Genomic DNA, 23,826 nt, shown 5'->3' with positions numbered 1-23,826 from the left:
GCGCCGCGTGACCGTACGGTTACGCGGCCGCGCCGCCCCGGCCGCCCGCCAGTCGCGGCAGGACACGGAAGCCGATGCCGCCGGCGATCATCGTCGCGGCGCCGATGAGCAGGAACGCGGTCTGGCCGGCACCGGTCTCGGCGAGCTGCTTGCCGTTGCCCTTGTTCTGGGTCTGGGTGTCGGAGCCCGTGTCGGTGAGCTGCGAGGAACCCTGGTCCTGGGTGGCGGGGCCGTTGCCGCCGTTGGGCTTGTCGTTGTTGCCACCGGTGGTGGAGCCGCCGGTGTTGCCGCCGCCCGTGGTGCCGGTACCGCCGGTGTTGCCGCCACCGGTGGTGCCGGTGCCGCCGGTGTTGCCGCCGCCGGTGCCGTTGCCGCCACCCGTGCCGTTGCCGCCGCCGGTGGTGGTGCCGCCGGTGCCGTTGTCACCGCCAGTGGTGTTGGTGCCACCGGTCGTGTTGGCGCCACCGGTGGTGTTGGTGCCACCGGTGGTGTTGGTGCCACCGGTCGTGTTGGTGCCGCCGCTCGTGGTGTCGCCGCCGCCGATGACGCCGCCGATGGTGACGTCACCGCCGGTGGTGTCGGTGCCACCCGTCGTGTCGGTGCCACCCGTCGTGTCGGTGCCGCCGGTGGTGTCGGTGCCACCCGTCGTGTCGGTACCGCCGGTGGTGTCGGTGCCACCGGTCGTGGTGCCGCCGGTGCCGTCCGTGCCGCCGGTCGTGGTGCAGACGCCGAGGTCGCAGCCGCCGTCACCGCCGTCGGTGCCGCCGTTGTCACCGCCGTCGGCGTGCACGCCCAGATTGATCGGGCCCGCCTGGACATCGATGCCCGCGGCGGAGGCCGCGCCGGCCGCGGTCAGTGACGCACCGGCCGCGATCACGGCGCCGGCGGCTATCCGCGCGACCCGGATCCGCGTCTTCTTCGTCATGTGGTTGCTACCCCCAGTAGCTGATCGTCAATGAGGCGGCGCCTGGGGCCTTGCCGTGATCGACGGGAGGCAGCCGGTGACGAAGACAGCGTCAACCCATTCCCCCGGTTCACATGCGCCCCAAGGTACGCATGCCGCGCTTAACCCTTCCGATTTTTCAAAGCAACGTCAAGGCCGTTGCGGGCGCGATGTCCCTTCGGGAGGTGTTTGCGGCGAGTTGAAGCCTGTGAGTGTGATGTAAAACCCAGACAAAAGACAACTGCCGCCTCGCGGGCGGCAGTTGTCCTATCGGCTGTCATGTCGACAAAGTTACTTCTCCTGCTGCTTGCGCCAGCGAATGCCGGCCTCCAGGAACCCGTCGATCTCGCCGTTGAACACGGCCTCCGGGTTGCCCACCTCGTGCTCCGTCCGCAGGTCCTTGACCATCTGGTACGGGTGCAGCACGTACGAACGCATCTGGTTGCCCCAGGAGTTGCCGCCGTCGCCCTTGAGGGCGTCCATCTTGGCCTGCTCCTCCTGCCGGCGCCGCTCCAGCAGCTTGGCCTGGAGGACGTTCATGGCGGTGGCCTTGTTCTGGATCTGCGACCGCTCGTTCTGACAGGAGACGACGATGCCGGTCGGCAGGTGGGTGATGCGGACCGCGGAGTCGGTGGTGTTGACGCCCTGGCCGCCCGGGCCCGAGGACCGGTAGACGTCGATCCGCAGCTCGCTCTCGTCGATCTCGACGTGGTCGGACTGCTCGACCACGGGCAGCACTTCCACGCCCGCGAAGGAGGTCTGGCGGCGGCCCTGGTTGTCGAAGGGCGAGATGCGCACGAGGCGGTGCGTGCCCTGCTCGACGGAGAGGGTGCCGTAGGCGTACGGCGCCTGGACGGCGAAGGTGGTCGACTTGATGCCGGCCTCTTCGGCGTACGACGTCTCGATCAGCTCCGTCTTGTAGCCGCGCTGCTCGGCCCAGCGCAGGTACATGCGCTGGAGCTTCTCGGCGAAGTCGGCGGCGTCGACGCCACCGGCCTCGGCGCGGATGTTGACGAGCGCCTCACGGGAGTCGTACTCACCGCTGAGCAGCGTCCGGACCTCCATCTCGTCCAGCGCCTTGCGCACCGCGGCCAGCTCGGACTCGGCCTCGGCACGGGTGTCCGGGTCGTCCTCCTCCTCGGCCATCTCGAAGAGGACCGCGAGATCGTCGATCCGGCCGCGCAGCGCCTCCGCCTTCCTGACCTCGGCCTGGAGGTGGGAGAGCCTGCTGGTGATCTTCTGCGCCTCGTCCGGGTTGTCCCACAGGGACGGCGCGGCCGCCTGCTCCTCGAGCACGGCGATGTCTGCCCTCAGCTTGTCGAGGTCCAGGACGGCCTCGATCGACTCCATGGTCGAGGAGAGGGACTTCAGCTCTTCGGATACATCGACGACTGCCACGCATCCAGCGTAACGGCTGTGGCAAGCGACCTGGGCCGACCGGTGCCGGTGCTGCGATGGCCGTCCTGGGGGCTCCGCCCCCAGACCCCCTTTTGCCCACCCGCCCACCCGTCTCGGTCGGCTGAGAAGTACCGCGGGCTCCTGGGGCTCGGTGGGCTGGGAGGGTGCCGTCTTGGCCGACCGAGTCGGGTGGGCGGGTGGGTGGGAAACGGGGGTCCAGGGGGCGGAGCCCCCTGGGTGGGTCACGGGGCCGACGTGCTGTGGGTGCCGGACGGTGCGTCGGAGTCCCCGTCGGCGGACGCCCACCACGCCCCGACGCCCACCACGGCCGCCACGACGACCCCGGCCACCCCCAGCGTCACCCGGCGCCGCCGCACCGCGGCCCGGTGCCGGGCCGACCCCGGCCGGGGCGCACCGGTGGCCCGGGGAACGCGCGCCGTGCCGTGGGCCCCGCCCGCCAGCTCGTCCGGCCCCGGCACCCTCATCGAGGTGTGCGTGTCGCGGTTGGAGTCGGGTTTGGCCCCGGGGACCAGGGACACCGCACCCCGCCGCCGTACCGGCTCGTCCCCCGGCGGAGCCGGCGGCAGCGCCTCGGCGGCGCCCTCCTCGGAGAGGTCCGGCTCGTCCACGTCCAGCGGCGGTATCCCGGCCAGCGTCGGCAGCTGTTCCCGCAGCCGCGCCGCCAGCTCGGAGGCGCGCAGCCGGGACGCGGGCGCCTTGGCCAGGCACTGCACGATCAGCTGCCACAGCTCCTCCGGGATACCGGGGAGGGGCACGACCGTCTCGGTGACGTGCCGGCGCAGGACCGCGCCCGGATGGCCCCCGCCGAAGGGCGTGAAGCCGGCCAGCAGCTCGTACAGGACCGTCGCCAGGGCGTAGATGTCCACGGACGCGCGCGGCGGCAGGCCCTCGACGATCTCCGGGGCCAGATAGTCCGGCGTACCGATGATCTTCGTGGCCCGCGTCCGCTTCGGCGAGTCGATCAGCTTGGCGACGCCGAAGTCCGTCAGCAGCGCCGGGTGCGCGCCGCCCGGCCCGAGCGGGCCCTGCATGTCCAGGAGCACGTTCTCCGGCTTGACGTCCCGGTGGACGACCCCGGCCGCATGGGCCGCCGCCAGCGCGTCGGCGACGTCGGCGACGATCGCCACGGCCGCCTCGGGGGCCAGCCGCCGCTCGCGCTCCAGCCGGGTGCGCAGGTCGGTGCCGCGCACGAGGTCCATGACCAGGGCCAGGTCGTTGCCGTCGACCACCAGGTCGCGCACGGTGACGATGTGCGGGTGCTCCAGGCCGAGCAGCGCGGTGCGCTCCTGGACGAAGCGTCCGACGAGCTCCTGGTCGGAGGCGAGGTCCTCGCGCAGCAGCTTGACGGCGACGGGACCCTCCGGCCCCTCGCCCAGCCACACCGTGCCGGCGCTGCCCCGCCCCAGGATCTGGTTCGCGGTGTACCGGCTGCCGATCTTCCGTGCCAAGACTGCTCCTACAGACGCGCGTTGTCGCGTGGTGTCGTTAAAACTACGCGTCCGGAGAGCCAACCTTCACCGCGGAGACGGAAATCACCCGCCAGATGTCGACAAATCCGCAAACTCGCGGTCAGTTACCGCGAGTACACGGGGTCAGTTGCCGCCGCCCGAGGAGCCGCCCAGGTCCTTGACCCACTTGCTCACCCGACCGGCCCAGTGGCTCACCTCGTGCCAGTAGCTCCGGCCCTGGCCGATCCAGGTGTGCAGCGGGGTGAGCTCATAGATCAGCCAGCTCGCCACGACCAGGATGACGATCGTGAACAGGCAGCCCTTCAGACAGCCGAGTCCCGGGATCTTCATCGGGTTGGCGCTGCGCTGGCGGGGCGCCCGGGGCTCGCGGGCGGGCCGCTGCGGCTCCGGCGCGGGCGGCGCGTACCGCTGCGGCGCCTGTGGCGGGGCGTACTGCTGGGGCTGCTGCTGCGGCGCATAGCCGTACCCCTGCTGGTACCCCTGCTGCCGGCCGCGCGGCTGCGGCTGCTGCGGACGGCCCTGCGGGGCCTGCCGCGGCTGCTGCTGCGGACGGGCCACCTGCCGCTGGGGCCGGTGGCGCAGCGGGTCGTCCTCCGGGGACAGGTACTGGATCTGCGTCTGCTCGTTGCGGTCGCGGGCCGCGCGCAGCTGGGTCTGCCAGGGGTGCGGCTGCTCGGGCTGCTGCCCCTGCGGGCCGGTGTTCGGCAGCACCGCCGTCGGGTCGGCCGCGCCCGTGTGCGGCAGTACGGCGGTCGGGTCGGCGGCGCCGAGGGGGCCGCCGGTGTGCGGCAGCACGCTGGTCGCCGCGTTCGGGTCGTACGCGCCCTGGGGACCGGTGTTCGGCAGCACCTGGGTGGGGTCGGCGGCGCCGGGCACGCCCGGGACGGCGGTCGGGGCCGGGTCGGGGGCCAGCAGCGCGCCCACCCCCTCGGCGGCGGCGATCTGCGCGGGGTTCGCGTGCACCCCGATGCCCTCGGCGACGACCCTGAGGCCGCGCGCGAGGTTCTCGGCGCTCGGCCGGTCGTCCGGGTTCTTGCGCAGGCAGCGCTCTATGACCGTCCACAGCGGGTCCGGGACGGTGGAGGGGCGGCGCGGCTCGGCGCTCAGGTGCTGGTGCAGCACCTCCAGAGCGGTGCTGCCGGCGAACGGCGGGCGGCCGGTGACCAGCTCGTACAGCAGGATGCCGGCGCCGTAGATGTCCACGGCGGAGGTCTGCGGGCGGCCCTCGGCGGACTCCGGCGCCACGTACGCGGGCGTGCCGACGAACTCCTGGGTGCGGGTCAGGCCCGGGGAGTCGGCGAGGCGGGCGATGCCGAAGTCGGTCAGCATCGGGTGCATCTGGCCGTCCTGCTGGGCGAGCAGCACGTTGGCGGGCTTCAGGTCGCGGTGGACCACGCCGTCGGCGTGGCTCGCGGCGAGCGCGTCGGCGATCTGCGCGGTCATCAGCGCGGCGGCGACCGGGGTCAGGGGCCCGCTCTCGCGCAGGTAGCGGTGCAGGTCGGGGCCGTCGACGAGGTCCATGACCAGCGCCAGCAGATCGCCCTCGACGACCAGGTCGCGGACCCGGACGATGTTCGGGTGGGTGAGGCGGAGCAGCACGGACCGTTCGCGCAGGAAGCGCATCACGATGTCCGGGTCGCTCGCCAGCTCCTCCTTGAGGACCTTGATCGCGACCGTCTCGCCGGGCTGCCCGGGTACGGCCGCCTCGGCGCCCGCGGTCTCGCGCTGGCGGGCACGCCAGACGGTGCCTGTGGCGCCGCGTCCGAGCGGCTCCTCAAGCAGGTACTTGCTGCCGACTGGCCGCACGTCACGCGCTCCCTGCTGCTTGCTGGTGCTTGCTTCGCTGCATTCCGGTTGTCGTTCCGGTTGTTCCGACCCACTGTAGTGCCGCCCCTGTGGGCACCACGTGTCGACGGAAAGACGCGCGTCCCGGTCTGCTGGTTGCCGGAGCCGGACGTGACCGATCTCAAGTGATCGCCGGTGCGCCACTGGTCAGGCACTTTTGGGGGCAGAGCCGACCAATCAAGATCACTTCTCTCCGGGTTCCGGGCGCGTTGTCGGTGGCAGGTGCGAGGATGCCTTCCAGTACTGGCCGACGTGCTCGTGTGGGGTGGGGGGAAGTCCGTCCCGCGCAGACCCGCGCAGAAGGGACCGCTGACGCCGATGCAGATCCGGCTGACCGTCGTAGACCCGCTGGGCCCGGCCCCGCAGCGGGGCCGTGCCGCGAGCCGCGACGTGCTGGTCACGGCGCCCACGGGCACGGATCTGGCCGCGGTCGCGTCGGCACTGGCCGGGGCGGTCACCGGGGAGGGCCGCGACGCCGCGAACTCCTCCGTCGTGCTCTACGCCGGCACCGAGCGGCTGGACGCACGCCGCTGCACCCTCGGCGAGCCCCCGCTGGTCGACGGCGCCGTGCTGTCCCTGGGCGCGCCCGCGGCCCCCGAGCCGCATCCCGAGCTCGACGACGCCCCGACCCAGCTGCATGTCGTCGCGGGTCCGGACGCGGGCGGGGTCCATCTGCTGCACGGCGGCCGGATCACCGTGGGCCGCTCGGCCGAGGCGGACGTGCCGCTGGACGACCCCGACGTGTCCCGGCTGCACTGCGCGGTCACGGTCGCCGCGGACGGGCAGGTGTCCGTCGCCGACCTCGGCTCCACGAACGGTACGGCGCTGGACGGGGTGCGGGTGGGCGAGCACCCGGTGCGGGTCCCTGCCGGGGGCTTGCTGCGGATCGGGGAGTCGGCGCTTCGGGTTGCTCCGTCCGGGGGGCCGGGGGCGCCGACCGTCGCCGACGGTGAGGGGTGCCTTCGGGTCGTCCGGGGCGCGTTGCCGGGTGCGGGTGCGTCGGGGTTCTCCGGGTCCGGTTTCCCACCCGCACCACCCGTGCGGGCATCGTCGTCGGGTGCGGGTGGCCCTGGTGGGGCGGTCTCGCCGTCGGCGGGTGCCGGTGAGGCTGGTGGGGCGGACTCGCCGTCGGCGGGTGCGGGTGGGGCTCGGGGGGCGGGATCGCCGTCTGCGGGTGCCGGTGAGGGTCGTGGGGCGGGATCGCCGTCTGCGGGTGCCGGTGGGGCTCGCGGGGCGGGATCAGCGTCGGCGGGTGTGGGTTCCGTCAAGGGTGTGTCGGGTGGCGGTGGGCTCCTTGACGGTGCGGCGTCTTCTGCGGCCGGTGCCTCCGGGGTGGGGCAGCACAGTTATGGCTCCGGTGGCTGGGGGACCTCCGGCAGCGGGGGGCAGGAGCACCGGCGCGGGGAGTCGGCCGTGGTGCCGGGGCAGGGCGGGGCGCCCCGGATCGAGAGCTCAGCCGGTGCCGCCTCCGGCGGGGACACGCACGCGGGGCGCGTCGGGGTCGGCGGGACGGACGGGGAGCCGCTGGGCAGTGGCCGCCAGGGCACTCCCGTCCGGGGCATCGACGGCAGGGGCATCGGCGGTAGGGGCGTCGACGGCAGGGGCATCGACGCCCCGCAGGGCGCGCGGCGGCGTGGGCTCGGTGCCTGGGCGCGCCGGCTGGCCGGTGGGCGGGGCGAACAGGCCGCCGTTCCCGAGGCGTACGACGGCACCGGCGCCCGAGCCGGCGCCGCTCCGGCGGTCACCGCACCGCAGCAGCCGGAGACCTGGCCGGATCCCGCCGCACTGCTGCTGACCGCTCTCGGTCCTGGGCCCCGGCTGTGGGAGCGCGGGCCCGGTCATCCGGAGACGCTGACCGTGCGGCTCGGCACGGCGGACCGCAGCGCGCCGGACGGCTCCGGTGTGCTGCCCGCGGTGCCCGTGACGGCGGCGCTGCGCGAGGCGGGCGCGCTGGGCCTGGCCGGGCCACGCCCCCGGCTGTCCGGGCTGGCCCGTGCGGCGCTGGCCCAGCTGGCCGCGCTGCACTCGCCCGGCCTGCTGGAGATCGTGCTGATCAGCGCCGACCGGTCCCGCCCCGTGGAGGAGCGCACGGCCGAGTGGTCGTGGCTGGGCTGGCTCCCGCATATCAGGCCGGGCCACGGCCAGGACTGCCGGCTGCTGCTGGCCTACGACCGCGAGCAGGCGGCGGCCCGCACGGAGGAACTCCTGCGCCGGCTCGACGACCACGCGGCGACCGGCAGAACAGCGGCCCACCCCGCCCGGGTCCCGGCACCTGGCACGGCACCGGGCGCCCCGGCCCCCGGCGAGCCGGCCGGCACAGCCACGCCCGGCGCCCGCTCGGGTGCCGCCGGTACTCCCTTCACGGGCGCACCGGACCAGAGCACGTCCGACCCGTTCGGCACCCCCGCGCACGGCCCCCGCACGGGCGCACCGGACCAGAGCACGTCCGACGCGTTCGGCACCCCCGCGCACGGCCCCGGCTCGGGTGCCGGCGCCCAGTCCTTCCTTTCCGGCACACCGGCCCAGGACATCCCGACCGAGGCGTCCGGCGCCCCGGCTCAGGGCCCGATCCCCCACGCCCAGGGCGCCGGGGCCCAGGCAGAGGCCCAGCCCCAGGTTCCGGAGACGGACCGGTGGGACACCCCCGGCGACCCCGCCCAGGCGGGCCTTCCCGGCCCCCGCGTCACTCCCGCGCCAGGCACTCCCACCCAGGCCCGGACTTCGCGCCACCCCGGCACCACCGCGCACGCCACCGGCACCACCGACACGGCCGGCACCCTTCGCACCCCCGGCGCACCGCGCACCCCCAGCACCCCACCCCACGGGACCACCCCGACCCCCACCTCCACCGGCAGCCCCGCCACCGCCCCCGAACAAACCCCCACCGGCACCCACCCCCCGGTCACCCCCTCCGCCCCCACCCACCGCCCCTCCTGGGCCAAGGAGGAGGCCGAGGTCGGCGGGGGCGGCGGGTTCGCCGGTCCCTGGACCGTCGTCGTCGTGGACGGCGATCCCGGCGGCGGCGCCCTGCGGGATGCCCTGGCGCGGCTGGCCGTGGCCGGGCCGCGGGTGGGCATCCATGTGGTCTGCCTCGCCGAGACGGAGCCCGCCTCGCCCGCCTCCCCCGTGACGCGGACGTACGAGGCCGCGTGCGCGGTGCTGCCGACGTTCCGGCACTGCGGTGCCGTGGCCCTGCTCAGCGGGGATGTGGCGACGGCGCTGCGGCTGCTGCGGGTGGCGCCGGGCGGGCCCGTCGGACCGGGGACGCTCGCCGCCGTGGACGCCGTCTCCCTCGCCTGGGCGGAGCGGTTCGCCCGGGCGCTGGCGCCGCTGCGGCCGGACGGCCCGGCCGGCGAGCAGGACACGCGCGTGGCGGCGCCGTTGCCGCAGTCGGCGCGGCTGCTGGACGAGCTGGGGCTGGCCCGGGCCACCCCGGCGTCGCTGATGGCGCGCTGGGCCGACGCGGCCGATGACACCCAGGCGCTGGGCGGCCGGGCCCGGGCGGTGCTCGGTGCCGGGCCGCGCGGGCCGCTCACCGCCGACCTGGTGGCCGACGGACCGCATCTGCTGATCGAGGGGCCCGCCGGCAGCGGCCGTACGGAGCTGCTGCGGGCCGTGGTGGCCTCGCTGGCCGCCGCCGAGCGGCCGGACCGGCTGGGTGTCGTCCTGATGGACGGGCGGGACGGCGTCGGGACGGGGACGGGGCGCGGCGAGGGCCTGCGGGCGTGCACCGACATACCGCATGTCACCACCCATCTGATCGCCAACGACCCCGTGCGCATGCGGGAGTTCGCCCAGTCGCTGGCCGCCGAGCTGAAGCGGCGGGCGGAGTTGCTGGGCCGGACGGACTTCGCGCAGTGGCACGCGGGGCGTGAGGTGTCGGGCCGGATCGTCGCCCAGCGCACGCCCGGCACCGCGAGCGGGGACATAGAGGCGCCGCCCAGCTCCACCCTGCGGCTGCGGCCGGGGGCGGCCGCACGGCAGCGGGCCGAGGCCGCGCCGCCGCTGCCCCGGCTCGTGGTCGTCGTCGACGACCTGGACGCGCTGGTCTCGCCCCCGCTCGGCTCGCCGGGCCGGCCCGCCGCCGGTTCGGTGATGCGCGCGCTGGAGGCGGTGGCCCGGGAGGGCGAGCGGCTCGGCGTGCACCTGGTGGCGGCGGCCGGGACCGGTGGTCGTACCGCGGAGACCGAGCCCGCGCGCCGGGCGGCCCTGCGGGTCGTGCTGGACGCTCCCCGGCCGGGGCCGGACGAACCGGCGCCGGGCCGTGGCCGGCTGGCGTACGCCGACGGGCGGGCCGTCGGTTTCCAGGCCGGCCGGGTGACGGGCCGGATCCCGCGCACCGCGACCCAGCGGCCCACGGTGGTCCCGCTGGACTGGCAGCGCATGGGCGACCCCCCGGCCCGCCGGCCCGTGCGGGAGCTGGGCAACGGCCCCACCGACCTGGCCCTGCTGGCGAGCGCGGTGGACCGGGCGGCCCGGGAGGTGTCGGCGGCCCAGGTGCCGTCCCTGCTGTAGCCGACAGACCCTGCTGTCACCGAAGCTGTTAGGGAAGAACGACGCATACACCCCCGGTCACGAGCCGGTCACGATGCGCCGCTCGACACCGCAGACGCTCTTGCCGCCCCTGAGCGGCCCGGCGTAGACCGGATCGCACGGGACAGTCTTCTTGACGTTCATCGACGTCCAACGACGTTCAACGGAGAACGACGAACGGGGAAGTGATGCGCAGCAGAAGCAGCAGCACCATCCGGACACACAGGACCGTCACCACACTCGCCGCGCTCCTCACGGGAGCCCTCGCCCTCAGCGCCTGCTCCAGCAGCGGCAAGGACACCAAGGACGGTGGCACGGGCGGCGGCCCCTCGAAGAGCGCCTCCACCGTCAGCCTGCCCAAGCTGAACGGCGCGCACCTGGAGATCGCCGCCGTCTGGACCGGTCAGGAGCAGAAGAACTTCAAGCAGGTGCTGGCCGAGTTCGAGCGGCGCACCGGCGCGCAGGTCACCTTCGTGCCCGCCCAGGACCCGATCATCAACTTCGTCGGTTCCAAGATCGCGGGCGGTCAGCCGCCGGACGTGGCCATGCTGCCGCAGCCCGGCGCCATCAAGCAGGCCGTGCAGCGGGGCTGGGCCAAGCCGCTCGCGCCGGACGCCCTGAAGGAGCTGCGGAAGAACTACTCCCAGGGCTGGCAGGACATCGGCAAGGTGGGCGGCAAGCAGTACGGCGTCTACTACAAGGCCGCCAACAAGTCGCTGATCTGGTACAACGCCAAGGTTTTCGAGGGTGCGGGCGCCACGGAGCCGAAGACCTGGCCGGAGCTGCTGAAGACGGCGCAGAACGTGTACGACTCCGGTGTCACCCCGTTCTCGGTCGGCGGCGCCGACGGCTGGACGCTGACGGACTGGTTCGAGAACGTCTATCTGTCCCAGGCGGGCCCGCAGAAGTACGACCAGCTCGCCCAGCACAAGATCAAGTGGACGGATCCGTCGGTCAAGCAGGCGCTGACGACCCTCGCGCAGATCTGGGGCAGGAAGGACTATCTGGCGGGCGGCCAGGACGGCGCGCTGCAGACGGAGTTCCCGGCCTCGGTCACCCAGACCTTCACCGGCGGCGACCAGCCGAAGGCCGCGATGGTCTACGAGGGCGACTTCGCGCAGGTCAACATCGGTGAGACCAAGGCGAAGGTGGGCACGGACGCGAAGGTGTTCCCGTTCCCGGCGGTCGGTTCGAGCGCGCCGGTGGTCTCCGGCGGTGACGCGGCGGTGATCCTGAAGGACTCCAAGGCGGCCCAGGCCCTGGTCACCTTCCTCGCCTCCCCGGACGCGGCGACGATCCAGGCGAAGCTCGGCGGCTATCTCTCGCCGAACAGGAACGTGCCGGTCTCGGCGTACCCGAACGCGGTGCAGCAGAAGATCGCCAAGGCGCTGATCGCGTCCGGCGACGACTTCCGCTTCGACATGTCCGACCAGGCCCCGCAGGCCTTCGGCGGCACCCCGGGCAAGGGTGAGTGGAAGGACCTGCAGGACTTCCTGAAGAACCCGGCGGACGTGGCGGGCACCCAGGCGAAGCTGGAGAAGGACGCGGCGGCCGCGTACGGAAGCGGGAGCTGATCCGGCGATGACGTCGGCAGCGGCGGCCGGGGCCCCACCGGGTCCGGCCGCACCCCGCAGTCGTAGGAGCGTGACCGGCACCCGGAGGACGGTGGCAGCGCTGTTCCTGCTGCCCGCCCTGGTGCTGCTCGGCGCGCTCGTGGTCTACCCGATCGGGTACTCGGTCATCCGCAGCTTCTACGACGCCAACGGCGACGGGTTCGCCGGCGTCGGCAACTACAAGACCCTCTTCACGGACGACGGCATCCGCACCGCCCTGAAGAACAACGTGATCTGGGTGGTGTTCGCCCCGACGGTCTCCACCGCGCTCGGTCTCGTGTTCGCGGTGCTGACCGAACGGGTGCGCTGGGGAACGGCGTTCAAGCTGGTCGTCTTCATGCCGATGGCGATCTCGATGCTGGCGGCCGGGATCATCTTCCGGCTGGTGTACGACCAGGATCCGCACAAGGGGGTCGCGAACGCGGTGTGGGTGGGGGTCCACGACACCTTCGCGCAGTCGTCGGCGTTCCCCAAGGCCCACCCGGGCCGCGAGTCGCCGCTCGTGCCCCAGGGCGGCGGCTTCATCACCAGGGTCCCCGTGCACGCCGGGCAGCCGGTCGCCCTGCCGCTCGTCGGCGTGGCCCCGGACCAGATGCCGGACAGCGCGAAGAGGGCCGTGGCCGCCCGGCCCGAGCCCGGGAGGATCACCGGGACCACCTGGCAGGACTTCACGCGCGGCAAGGGCGTGGGACGGCTCGGCGCGCCCGACCCGTCCGAGCTGGGCTACGCGGGGATGCGGATCGAGGCGGTGAAGGACGGCACGGTGGTCGCCACCACCAAGGCGGCCGCGGACGGCACCTTCACGCTGCCCGCCTCGGCCGACGGCGCGCGGCTGCGGCTGCCCGCGGGCAACTTCAAGGAGCCGTACAACGGCGTCGAGTGGCTCGGCCCCGCGCTGGTCACCCCGGCGATCATCGGGGCGTACGTGTGGATGTGGGCGGGCTTCGCGATGGTGCTGATCGCGGCCGGGCTCGCGGGCGTGCCCCGGGAGCTGCTGGAGGCGGCCCGGGTGGACGGTGCGAACGAGTGGCAGGTGTTCCGCAAGGTCACCGTGCCCCTGCTGGCGCCGGTCCTCGCGGTCGTCACCGTCACCCTGATGATCAACGTGCTCAAGGTGTTCGACCTCGTCTACATCATCGCGCCGGGCTCCTCCCAGGACGACGCCGACGTGCTCGCCCTGGAGCTGTACCGCAAGGGCTTCGCGGAGAACCAGCCGGGCGTCGCGAGCGCGATCGCGGTGCTGCTGCTGGTGCTGGTCATCCCGGTGATGGCGTTCAACATTCGCCGGCTGCGGCGGGAGGTGCGGCGATGACCTGGCTGCTGGAGAAGATCAACGGTGGTCTGGTCCGCGCCTTCCTGATCGTCGTGGGGCTGTTCTGGCTGGTGCCGACGATCGGGCTGCTCGCCTCCTCCCTGCGCTCGCCGGAGGACATGAGCGCGAGCGGCTGGTGGAAGGTGTTCACCGAGCCGTCCCAGCTCACCTTCGCCAGCTACCGGAAGCTGCTGGAGAACGGCGACATCACCCACTCCCTGTGGAACACCGTGCTGATCACGGTCCCGGCGACGGTCCTGGTCGTCGCGGTCGGCTCCCTCGCGGGGTACGCGTTCGCGTGGATGGAGTTCCCGGGCCGGGACTGGTGGTTCCTGGGCGTGGTGAGCCTGCTGGTGGTGCCCGTGCAGGTGGCGCTGATCCCGATCGCCGAACTGTTCGGGAAGATCGGCCTGTTCGGGAGCATCCTCGGTGTGATCCTGTTCCACACCGGCTTCGGTCTGCCGTTCGCGGTGTTCCTGCTGCGGAACTTCTTCGCGGAGATCCCGCGCGAGCTGCTGGAGGCGGCCCGGCTCGACGGCGCCGGTGAACTGCGGCTGTTCGCCCGGGTGGTGCTGCCGCTCGCCGGGCCGGCGATCGCGAGCCTCGCCATCTTCCAGTTCCTGTGGGTGTGGAACGACATGCTGGTCGCCCTGGTGTTCACCAAGTCCGGCACCCAGCCGATCACGGTCGCCCTGCAGACGCAGGTACGGCAGTTCGGCAACAACATCGACGTGCTGGCACCCGGTGCGTTCATCTCCATGGTGATCCCGCTGGCCGTGTTCTTCGCGTTCCAGCGGCAGTTCGTGTCCGGGGTGATGGCGGGCGCGGTCAAGTAGCAGGACACTTCAGCACTCTTCCGAGGGGCGGGCCGCAAGGGGCCCGCCCCTCGCCGTTCACCCGCTGTCCCCCACATGCCGTACGAACCGTAACCAATTCACTCCATCGGCCGTTTCCGGTCAGAACCCCCGCGCCGACCGACGACCCTTGGATGTCCCTTGCCCAGGTTCAGTGTCATTGTCCCCGCGTACAAGGTCCAGGCGTATCTCTCCGAGTGCCTGGACTCGGTGCTCTCGCAGTCGTACCCCGATCTGGAACTGATCGCCGTGGACGACTGCTCGCCGGACGCCTGCGGGGCGATCATCGACGAGTACGCGGACCGGGACGCGCGGGTGCGGCCCGTGCACCTGGCGGAGAACCAGGGGCTCGGCCGGGCCCGGAACGCGGGGATGGCCGAGGCGACCGGTGACTACCTGGTCTTCCTGGACGGCGACGACACGCTCACCCCGGACGCGCTGCGCTCGATCGCCGACCGGATCAAGGAGACCGGCGAGCCGGACGTCCTGGTGTACGACTACGCGCGCACCTACTGGGACGGCCGGGTGGTGCGCAACCAGCTCACCGGCCCGCTCGCCGAGCAGAGCGCGGCACCGTTCCGCCTGGAGGACCGGCCGGGGCTGCTCAGGGTGCTGATGGTGGCCTGGAACAAGGCGTACCGGCGGGACTTCGTGGCGGAGCACGGCTTCACCTTCCCGCCGGGCTACTACGAGGACACACCCTGGACCTTCCCGGTGCTGATGACGGCGGGGTCGATCAGCACCCTGGACCGGGTGTGCGTGCACTACCGGCAGCGCCGCCGGGGCAACATCCTCGGCACCACCAGCGCGCAGCACTTCGATCTGTTCGAGCAGTACGACCGGGTCTTCGCGTACGTCGAGGAGCGTCCCGAACTGGCGCGGTGGCGGCCGGAGTTGTTCCGCCGGATGATCGACCACTACGCCACGGTGTTCACCAAGCGGGACCGGCTGCCGCGCGGCAGTCACGGCGAGTTCCTGCGCCGGGCGCGCGCCCACTACCGCCGCCACCGCGTCCCCGGAGCCCGGATGCGGCGCCGCAGCATCCTGGTCCGCTTCGGCCTGCACCGCACCTTCCGCGCCCTCCAGCTGGCCTCGGCCGTGCGCCGGCGCACGTTCAAGGCGGTGGTGAAGCTGGCCCGGGCCGTGCGGACCGGCGGGCTGCGGCTGCACTACCGGATCCAGCTGCGGCTGCCCGTGCGCGCCGACCGGGCGGTGTTCGGCTCCGGTGCGGGCCGGGGCCACGGCGGCGACCCGGGCGCCCTGGAGGAGGCGTTCCGCACCCACGTCCCGCACATCCGCACCGCGTGGATCGCCCGTCCCGAGCACCAGCACGCGGTCCCGCCCGGCCCGCGCCGGCTGCGGCCCGGCACCGCCGCCTACTGGACGGCGCTGGCCCGCGCCAAGTACCTGGTCACCGACGACGTCCTGGACCCGGGCCTGCGCAAGCGGCCCGGGCAGATCCTGGTCCAGACCCGGCAGGGCACGCCCCTCAAGCACATGGGCCTGGACCTCCAGGAGCGCCCGGCGGCGGCCCGTGACACCGACTTCGCCCGGCTGCTGAGCGAGGTCGACCAGTGGGACATCGTCCTGTCCGGCAACCGGCACTCGACCCTGACCTGGGAGCGGGTCCTCCCGGGCCGGTACCGCACCCTGGAGTACGGGTCGCCGCGCAACGACGTCTTCCAGCGGGCGACCTCGGCGGACGTGACCCGGCTGCGCCAGTCGCTGGGCATCCCGGAGGGCGCGGTCGCGATCCTGTACGCGCCGACCCACCGGGACTACCTGCGCACCCAGCGCCCGCTGCTGGACCTGGAGCGGATCGTGCGCCGCCTCGGCCCGCGCTTCGTGATCCTGGCCCGCCCGCACCCCACCCGCGGCGGCCCCCTGGGGGCGGGCGGCCGGATCATCGACGTCGGCGACCATCCGAGCGTGCAGTCGCTGTGCCTGGCCTCGGACGCCCTCCTCACCGACTACTCGTCGATCATGTTCGACTACGCCAACCTGGACCGGCCGATCGTGGTGCACACCGGCGACTGGGACGCGTACCGGGCGGCCCGTGGGACCTACTTCGACCTGTGCGACTTCCCGCCGGGCGCGGTCGCGCACAGCGAGGACGAGCTGATCGACATCTTCGCGACCGGCCACTGGCGCGGCTCGCGCTCGGCCCAGCTGCGGGTGGCGTTCCGGGAGCGGTTCTGCCCGTACGACGACGGACGCGCCGCCGAGCGGGTCGCACGGCACGTGGTGCTGGGCGGGACGGGGCTGCCGCCGGTGGTGCCGCTGGAGCAGCGCAAGCCGGTGCCGTCGGCCTGTGCGCGCTCCCCGCTGGCCACCGCCACCGTGCCGCAGCCTTCGGGTTCCCGCCCCGTCACCGAGAGGCGCTGACCGGCGTTGATCTCTTCGGGAGTTCCCGTGCCCCTCGGCTCGACGCGGCCGACCCCGAGCCGGCCGTCCACCTGGCGTCCGGCGGGGCGGCCCGGCCGCGGGGCCGGCCCAGGCCCTGTCGTCAGGACACGCCTCCGCACGACACGCGTCCGCAAGACAACAGAAAGAGCAGAATGCCCCGCTTCAGCATCATCGTCCCCTCCCATGGGGTCGCCGCCCGGCTGTCCCAGGCGCTGGACTCGGTTCTCGGCCAGTCCTTCGGCGATCTGCAGCTGATCCCGGTCTGCGACGCCGCCGACTCCCCGGCCGCAGCCGTGGCCGCCGGACACGCGGAGCGGGACTCCCGGGTGACCCCGGTCCACTCGCCGCCGTCCGCCGGTCTGAGCGGGGCACGCAACGCGGGGATCCGTGCGGCGACCGGCGCGTATGTGCTGTTCCTCGACGGCGACGACCTGCTGCTGCCGGGCGCGCTCGCGGCGCTGGACGCCCGGCTGACCGAGACCGCCGACGTCGACGTCCTCTATGCCGAGCACGAGCGGGCCCCCTGGTGGGAGGGCGAGCCGACCAACCCGGCCGCGCCGCTGTTCGCCGGGGCGCCGAAGGGTGCCTTCGCCCCCGCCGACCGGCCGGAGCTGACCGGCGTCCAGCTCCCGGCGTGGAGCGCGGCCTACCGCCGCGGCTTCCTCACCGAGCACGAACTCGCCTTTCCCGACAGCTACTTCACCGACCTGGGCTGGGGCGGGCTGACCACGCTCGCGGCCGGGCGGATCGCGGTGCTGCGCCGGGTCGTCGTACGGCACCGGCTGCGCCGGCAGGGCAGCCGGCTGAACCTGCCGGGGCCGCACCAGCACGACCTGCTCGACCAGGTGGAGCTCGTGCTGACCCGGGCCGCCGAGCGGGAGCTGCCCGCCGAGCGGACGCGCGCGCTCTTCGAGCAGCTGTTCGCCCAGGTGCTGAAGACCGCGTCCCGGCCGGAGCGGCTGCCGTCCGGGCACCGGGCGTTCTTCCGCCGCGCCGCCCGCCTCTACCGGCGCCACCGCCCGGCCGGTTTCCGGGCCCCGGGCGGCAGCCTGGGCGTGCAGCACCGGCTGCTGGCGACCGGGGCGTACAGCGCGTTCCGGGCGCTGCGCGGCGCCAACCAGCTGGCCGTGAACACCGCCGAGGCCCTGCCGCGCCCGCGCGCGGTGCGCACCCGGCTGCGCTACGCCCGCGACCTGCACCGCCCGCTCGACGAGAACCTGGCCGTGTACTGCGCCTACTGGGGCCGGGGGTACACCTGCAACCCGGCCGCGATCCACGCCAAGGCCCGCGAACTCGCCCCGCACATCCGCTCGGTGTTCCTCGTCGAGGCCGGTCAGGCGCACGCGATGCCGAAGGACGTGGAGTACGCGGTGATCGGCTCCCGCCGCTACTGGGAGGTGCTGGCCCGCGCCAAGTACCTGGTGAACAACGCCAACTTCGCCGAGGGCATCGTCAAGCGGCCCGGCAGTGTGCACCTGCAGACCCAGCACGGCACCCCGCTGAAGACGATGGGGGTGGACCAGTCGACGTACCCGGTGGTGGCCGCGCGGTCCGGCAGCTACACGAAACTGCTGGGCCGGGTCGACCGCTGGGACTTCAACCTCTCCTCCAACCGCCACTCCACCCAGATGTGGGAGCGCGCCTTCCCCGGCTCCTGGGAGGCACTGGAGTACGGCTATCCGCGCAACGACGTCTACTACACGGCGACCGGCGAGGACGTGGCCCGCGTGCGGCGGGAGCTGGGCGTCCCCGAGGGCAGCACGGCCGTCCTCTACGCCCCCACCCACCGCGACCACCACACCGGCTTCGAGCCCGGCCTGGACCTGGAGGCGTTCTGCGCGGCGGCCGGCGAGGACGTGGTCGTGCTCCTGCGCGCCCACTACTTCTACGACCGGGGGCCAGGAGGCCCGAGCGATGGCCGGATCATCGACGTCACCGCGCACCGCTCGGCCGAGGACGTGTGCCTGGCGGCGGACGCGCTGGTCACCGACTACTCGTCGATCATGTTCGACTACGCCAACCTGGACCGGCCGATCGTGGTGTACGCCGACGACTGGGACGTCTACCGGGAGACCCGGGGCGTCTACTTCGACCTGATGGCCGAGCCGCCGGGACCGGTCGCGCGCACCCCGGACGAGCTGGCCGCCGTCTTCAGGGACGGCTCGTACGCGGGCGACCGGGCCGCGGCGCTGCGGGCGGCGTTCCGGGAGCGGTTCTGCGAGTTCGACGACGGCCGGGCCGCCGAACGCGTCGTACGGCGGGTGCTGCTGGGCGAGCCGCCGGAGGCTCTCCCGCCCGTGATCCCGCCGGCGCGGCGCGTCCCCGCCCCCGCCGCCGCGACCCTCGTGAGGAGCTGACCCGCCGTGCCCCGCTTCAGTCTGATCGTGCCCTGTTTCAAGGTGCAGGGCTTCCTGCGCGAGTGCCTGGACTCGGTGCTGCTGCAGTCCTTCAACGACTTCGAGCTGATCGCCGTGGACGACCGCTCCCCCGACGGCTGCGGCGCCATCCTCGACGAGTACGCCGGACGCGACCCGCGCGTGAAGGTGCTGCACCTGCCGGAGAACGTGGGTCTCGGCCGGGCCCGCAACGCCGGGCTGCCGCACGCCACCGGCGACTACCTGTTCTTCCTGGACAGCGACGACACCCTCACCCCGGGCGCGCTGCGGGCGATCGCCGACCGGCTGACCGAGGCCGGGGACCCGGACGTGCTGGTCTTCGACTACGCGCGCACCTACTGGTGGGGCGGCACCCGGCGCAACGCCCTGGCCGAGGTGCTCACCGAGGCCGGTCCCGGCACCTTCGGCGCGGACGAGTACCCGCAGATCCTCGACCTGCTGATGGTGGTGTGGAACAAGGTCTACCGGCGGGAGTTCGTGGCGGCGGAGGGCTTCGCGTTCCCGCCGGGCTACTACGAGGACACGCCCTGGACCTTCCCGGTCCTGCTCAGCGCCCGGCGGATCGCCGTGCTGGACCGGATCTGCCTGAACTACCGGCAGCGCCGGCAGGGCAACATCCTGTCCACGACCAGCCGCAAGCACTTCGACATCCACGACCAGTACGAGCGGGTCTTCGCGTTCGTCGAGCAGCGCCCGCAGCTCGCGCACTGGCGGCCGTACCTGCACCGCAAGATGGGCGAGCACTGCCTGGACATCCTGGCCAAGCCGGACCGGCTGCCGCCCGCGGACAAGGCCGAGTTCTTCCGGCGGACCCGGGAGATGCTGCGGCGCCACCAGCCGGTGCAGACCGCGCCGTCGGGGCGGGCCGTGGCGCCGGGGCAGGCCGTGGCGCCGGAGACGCTGCCGGGCGCCCCGGCCGGTGGCGGGGCCGCTCTGCCGGTGGGCTCCTGGACGGCGTACCGGATCGGGCGGCAGGCGGCGCGGGCCGGGCAGGAGGCGGCACGGCTGGCCGCTCTGGCGGGCGGCGCGGCCGCCGCCCGGGCCCGCGCCGGCTGGGCGGCCGTGCACACCCGCCGTCCGCTGGACCCGCACCTGGTCGTCTACTCGGCGTCCTCGCACCGGGGCGTGCTCGGCGACCCGGCCGCCGTCTACGCCAAGGCCCGGGAGATCGCCCCGCAGCTGCGCGGGGTATGGGTGCTGAAGGACGAGGAGACCGCCGACCGGCTGCCGTCCGGGGTGGAGCACGTGATCGTGGGTTCCCGGCGCTATCTGGAGGTCACGGCGCGGGCCACGTTCTTCGTGAACGACGTCAACTGGCCCGGCACGCTCACCAAGCGGCCCGGCAGCGTGCACATCCAGACCCACCAGGGCACCCCGCTGAAGTACATGGGCGCGGATCTGCTGGACAAGCCGGGCGCCCGGCTCGGCTTCGACGTGCCGCAGATGCTGCGCCGGGCCGACCGCTGGGACTACAGCCTGGTCGCCAACCGCCACTCGGAGCTGGTCTGGGAGCGCGCCTACCCCTGCCATTTCACCTCGCTGCGCACCGGCAGCCCGCGCAACGACGTGCTGGTGAACGGCGCCGAGAGCGACTTCCGGCAGCGGTACGGCATCCCGGAGACCGACACGGTCGTGCTGTACGCGCCGACCCGCCGGGACTACCGCCGCAGCGGGCACGTGGACCGGATCGACCTGGCCCGGTTCGCGGCGGACCTGGGCGAGGCGCTGGGGGCGGGCCCTGGCGAGGGTCTGGGTGAGGGCTCTGGCGAGGGTCTGGGTGGCCTTAGTGAGGGCCGGGGCAACGGGCTCACCCTGGTGGTCCGGCTGCACCCGTCGCTGGCGACCGGCCCCGCGCGGGGCATGGGCCTGACCGAGCTGGACCGGCGCGGGATCGTGGTCGACGCGACCGACGAGCCGCGCGTGGAGGACGTCCTGCTCGCGGCGGACGTGCTGGTCACCGACTACTCGGCCGTGATGTTCGACTACGCCAACCTGGACCGGCCGATCGTGGTGCACGCCGACGACTGGCCCGCGTACACCGCGAGCCGGGGCGCCTACTTCGACATCACCGCCGAGCCGCCGGGGCACGTCGCGCGCTCCTACCGCGAGCTGGCCCGGCTGTTCGCCTCGGGGTCCTGGCGGGACGAGGAGTCGGCGCGGCTGCGGGCGGCGTTCCGGGAGCGGTTCTGCGAGTTCGACGACGGCCGGGCCGCCGAGCGCGTCGTACGGACGCTGCTGCTGGGCGAGCCGATGACCGGCCCGGGCGCGGCCCGGATCCCGGGCCAGGCGGTGGGCCCGGACGCCCTGGCGTCGGCGTAGGCGCACGCCTGGAGGGTGCCGGCCCGGACCGGCACCCTCCAGGCGGTTCTCCGCGGATTACCGGTTCACTCGATGACGAGGTCGACCTCGACGTTGCCCCGGGTCGCGTTGGAGTAGGGGCAGACCTGGTGGGCGGTCTCGACCAGCTTGCGGCCGGTCTCCGCGTCCACGGTGTCGGGCAGCTCGACGCGCAGCGTCACCTTCAGGCCGAAGCCCTCGCCCTGCTTGCCGATGCCGACCTCGGCGGTCACGGCGGCGTCGCTGACGTCGACCTTGGCCTGCCGGCCGACGAGGCCGAGGGCGCTGCCGAAGCAGGCGGCGTAACCGGCGGCGAAGAGCTGCTCGGGGTTGGTGCCCTCGCCGTTGCCGCCGAGCTCCACCGGCGGGGCCAGCTTCAGGTCGATCCGGCCGTCGGAGGAGACGGCACGGCCGTCCCGGCCGTGGGTGGCGGTGGCGACTGCGGTGTAGAGCGCGTCCATGAAGACCATTCCCTCTCGGGTGCGGGGTTCGCTGTGACCACAAGTAGAGCACACAATTAAGTTGTGCACAACCAAATGGCTCGCAAGAGCTATCCTGGAGCCATGACCGCCTCGCCCACCGCCGTCGACTGGCTCCGCCTGGACCGCCAGATCTGCTTCTCCCTGCACGCCGCGTCCCGCGCCTTCAACGGCGTGTACCGAGTGGTCCTGAAGGACCTCGGGCTCACCTACCCCCAGTACCTGGTGATGCTGGTGCTGTGGGAACAGGGAGACCTGCCCGTCAAGACGCTGGGCGAGCATCTGCGGCTCGACTCCGGCACCCTGTCCCCGCTGGTCAAGCGGCTGGAGGCGGCCGGCCTGGTGCGCCGGGAGCGCAGCGCCGAGGACGAGCGCTCGGTATGGGTCCGGCTCACCGAGGAGGGCGCGGCTCTGCGCGAGCGGGCCCTGGAGGTGCCGCGCCGCATCGCCCGGGCGACCGGCTTCGAGCTGGAGGAGATCACCGAGCTGCGCGCCCGCCTCGACCGGCTCACGACCGCGCTGGACGCGGCGGCCCTGACCGCGGGGGGCGAGGAGAGCTAGCCGACGCGGGCAGGAGCCGGCGCGGGCAGGGGCTTCATCGGCTCACGGACGTACAACCGTACGGCCATGCCGCCCCGCAGCACCTCTTGCCGCCCGGTGAAGTACCGCCGCAGCACGGCGAGTTCGGCCCGCTCGGTGCGGTTGCGGGGGATCCAGCGCCCGGCGAGCAGGTCCGGGTCCGCCACGACCCACACCCGGTCCAGCCGCGCCATCCGCCGCAGCACCTCCCGGGCCCCGGCCTCGCGCCCGTACAGCGTCCCCGACCCGGCGGCGCCCTCCCCCAACGCCACGTCCCGCGCGCCCCGGAACGCTCCCGGATAGGCCAGAGCCACGTTCCGCGCGTGCGCCGGCAGGAACACCACGGCGTCCCCGGGCCCCAACTCCCGCGCCACGACCCGCGAAACAGCACCGAGGTCATCGGGCCGGGCCCCGGGGTCCCGGTCGGCCCGGAGGAGGGGGAGCTGATGCAGGAAGGCGAGGGCGACGGCGAGGACACCGGCGAGGGTGACGAGGGGGGACCGCGAGAGCGTGCGGGATGGCGGCGAAGGGCGCTTTTCCGGCCGGCCGTCGACGCGGGCGGCGTTCGGCCCCCGTGAACGGTCGTTCCTCGGCTGAGGCAGAAAGCACCTCCCCGGCCGGCCGCTCCGCCGCAGCCGCCCCGCCACCCCAGCCACCCGCTCGGCCCCCGCCGCCACCAGCAACGGCGCCCCGCTCAGCGCGTACAGCACGTACCGGTCGACGAACAGCGGCGAGGCCTGGGAGGCCAGCATCAGCACCGCGGGCGGCACCACGGTCAACGGCAACGCCACCCCCGCGAGGGTGATTTCCCCCCGCCGCCCCACGAGCCCGGCCGCCCCGGCCAGCGCAAGGCCGAGACACACCGCGTACACCCCGCCCGAGGGCCCGAGGAACCCCCGCACCAGCCCTTCCGCCGTCGCCGCCGTAGGCCTCCGCAGCCACGCCACCTGCGCCGCCTGCCCCCGCGACACCACGGCCATCGGCACCAGCGACACCACGACCCCGCCCGCCGCGCACGCCCACCGACGCCACACCCTCCCCCCGACCCGGGCCGGCGCCAGCGTCCCCGCGTGGGCGCACAGCACCAGCACCGCGAACTCGTGCAGCCAGCAGGTGAGGCCGAGGACGGCGCCGTACGCCGCCCAGGAACGCGCGGAACCGCGGTGCACGGCCCGTACGAAGAGCAGCGTCGCCCAGGTGGCCCCGGCGGCCACCAGGGCGTACGAGCGGCCCTCCTGCGCATAGTGGCCGGCCATCGGCGCGACGGCGTACAGCAGCCCGGCCCACAGCCCGACGCGCGGCCGGGACAACCGGATACCGAGCGCCGCCACCAGCGCGGCCGTCGCCGCCGCCGCGCACACCGACGGCAGCCGCAGGGCGACCTCGCCGGGACGGACGGCGAGGACGGCGTGCACGAGGAGGTAGTACAGGCCGTGCACGGCGTCCACGTCGTGCAGCAGCAGCCAGATCTGCGGCACCGTGCGCCGCCCGACCTGGAGGCTGACGGCCTCGTCGCGCCACATCCCGCCCCGGTCGAGCCCCCAGAGCCCGACCGCGAGCATCACCAGCGCGGGCACCCCCACGGCGATCAGGCGGTGGGGCCGGGCCCGTCGACCGCGCGGCACGCGCCCCGCCCCGCCG

Annotated in this window: 14 protein-coding genes; 8 read left to right on the top strand and 6 right to left on the bottom strand. The window is 73.8% G+C overall.

Translation table 11 applies throughout. From position 1 onward, the window contains the following. Positions 1 to 19 precede the first annotated feature (19 nt). From ABB07_RS23400 to ABB07_RS23385, 4 genes are all read right to left on the bottom strand, one after another. Complete coding sequence (locus ABB07_RS23400; RefSeq protein ID WP_208900546.1) at positions 20 to 925, bottom strand: LPXTG cell wall anchor domain-containing protein; 906 nt, start codon at positions 923 to 925, stop codon at positions 20 to 22. 309 nt (positions 926 to 1,234) lie between these two features. Next, complete coding sequence (prfB, locus tag ABB07_RS23395; RefSeq protein ID WP_208900545.1) at positions 1,235 to 2,341, bottom strand: peptide chain release factor 2; 1,107 nt, start codon at positions 2,339 to 2,341, stop codon at positions 1,235 to 1,237. Positions 2,342 to 2,583: 242 nt separating this feature from the next. Further along, the gene (locus ABB07_RS23390) at positions 2,584 to 3,810 is read right to left on the bottom strand and encodes a serine/threonine-protein kinase (protein WP_208900544.1); all 1,227 of its coding nucleotides are present in this window, start codon (positions 3,808 to 3,810) and stop codon (positions 2,584 to 2,586) included. A 144-nt stretch (positions 3,811 to 3,954) separates the two neighbouring features. After that, positions 3,955 to 5,637, bottom strand: coding sequence for a serine/threonine-protein kinase (locus ABB07_RS23385; RefSeq protein WP_208900543.1), 1,683 nt, complete (start codon positions 5,635 to 5,637; stop codon positions 3,955 to 3,957). A 357-nt stretch (positions 5,638 to 5,994) separates the two neighbouring features. Here ABB07_RS23385 and ABB07_RS23380 point away from each other — a divergent pair, with 357 nt between their 5' ends. From ABB07_RS23380 to ABB07_RS23350, 7 genes are all read left to right on the top strand, one after another. Beyond that, complete coding sequence (locus ABB07_RS23380; RefSeq protein ID WP_208900542.1) at positions 5,995 to 10,191, top strand: FHA domain-containing protein; 4,197 nt, start codon at positions 5,995 to 5,997, stop codon at positions 10,189 to 10,191. 206 nt (positions 10,192 to 10,397) lie between these two features. Continuing rightward, positions 10,398 to 11,783 (top strand): ABC transporter substrate-binding protein, encoded by a 1,386-nt coding sequence (locus ABB07_RS23375; RefSeq protein WP_208900541.1) that lies wholly within the window; start codon positions 10,398 to 10,400, stop codon positions 11,781 to 11,783. Between the two features lie 70 nt (positions 11,784 to 11,853). Then, positions 11,854 to 13,134 (top strand): carbohydrate ABC transporter permease, encoded by a 1,281-nt coding sequence (locus ABB07_RS23370; protein ID WP_208900540.1) that lies wholly within the window; start codon positions 11,854 to 11,856, stop codon positions 13,132 to 13,134. After that, on the top strand, positions 13,131 to 13,970 hold the full coding sequence (locus tag ABB07_RS23365; protein ID WP_208900539.1) for a carbohydrate ABC transporter permease: 840 nt from the start codon (positions 13,131 to 13,133) through the stop codon (positions 13,968 to 13,970). The genes ABB07_RS23370 and ABB07_RS23365 overlap by 4 nt, the downstream gene beginning before the upstream one ends. A 159-nt stretch (positions 13,971 to 14,129) precedes the next feature. Next, a complete protein-coding gene (locus tag ABB07_RS23360) occupies positions 14,130 to 16,373 on the top strand; it encodes a bifunctional glycosyltransferase/CDP-glycerol:glycerophosphate glycerophosphotransferase (RefSeq protein ID WP_208900538.1) in 2,244 nt (747 codons plus the stop codon). A 173-nt stretch (positions 16,374 to 16,546) separates the two neighbouring features. Further along, positions 16,547 to 18,751 (top strand): bifunctional glycosyltransferase/CDP-glycerol:glycerophosphate glycerophosphotransferase, encoded by a 2,205-nt coding sequence (locus ABB07_RS23355; RefSeq protein ID WP_208900537.1) that lies wholly within the window; start codon positions 16,547 to 16,549, stop codon positions 18,749 to 18,751. Between the two features lie 6 nt (positions 18,752 to 18,757). Continuing rightward, on the top strand, positions 18,758 to 21,109 hold the full coding sequence (locus tag ABB07_RS23350; protein ID WP_208900536.1) for a bifunctional glycosyltransferase/CDP-glycerol:glycerophosphate glycerophosphotransferase: 2,352 nt from the start codon (positions 18,758 to 18,760) through the stop codon (positions 21,107 to 21,109). Between the two features lie 65 nt (positions 21,110 to 21,174). Here ABB07_RS23350 and ABB07_RS23345 read toward each other — a convergent pair whose 3' ends face one another. Further along, positions 21,175 to 21,588 (bottom strand): organic hydroperoxide resistance protein, encoded by a 414-nt coding sequence (locus tag ABB07_RS23345; RefSeq protein WP_208900535.1) that lies wholly within the window; start codon positions 21,586 to 21,588, stop codon positions 21,175 to 21,177. Between the two features lie 102 nt (positions 21,589 to 21,690). Here ABB07_RS23345 and ABB07_RS23340 point away from each other — a divergent pair, with 102 nt between their 5' ends. After that, positions 21,691 to 22,167, top strand: coding sequence for a MarR family winged helix-turn-helix transcriptional regulator (locus ABB07_RS23340; protein WP_208900534.1), 477 nt, complete (start codon positions 21,691 to 21,693; stop codon positions 22,165 to 22,167). Here ABB07_RS23340 and ABB07_RS23335 read toward each other — a convergent pair. Continuing rightward, on the bottom strand, positions 22,164 to 23,747 hold the full coding sequence (locus ABB07_RS23335) for a glycosyltransferase family 39 protein (protein WP_208903585.1): 1,584 nt from the start codon (positions 23,745 to 23,747) through the stop codon (positions 22,164 to 22,166). The two genes, ABB07_RS23340 and ABB07_RS23335, sit on opposite strands and share 4 nt — an antisense overlap. Positions 23,748 to 23,826: the final 79 nt, after the last annotated feature.

This window comes from Streptomyces incarnatus (assembly GCF_001027185.1).
Taxonomy (GTDB): Bacteria; Actinomycetota; Actinomycetes; order Streptomycetales; family Streptomycetaceae; genus Streptomyces; species Streptomyces puniciscabiei.
Note: the sequence above shows the minus strand (reverse complement) of the source record. Positions and strands in the feature narration are given on the sequence as shown.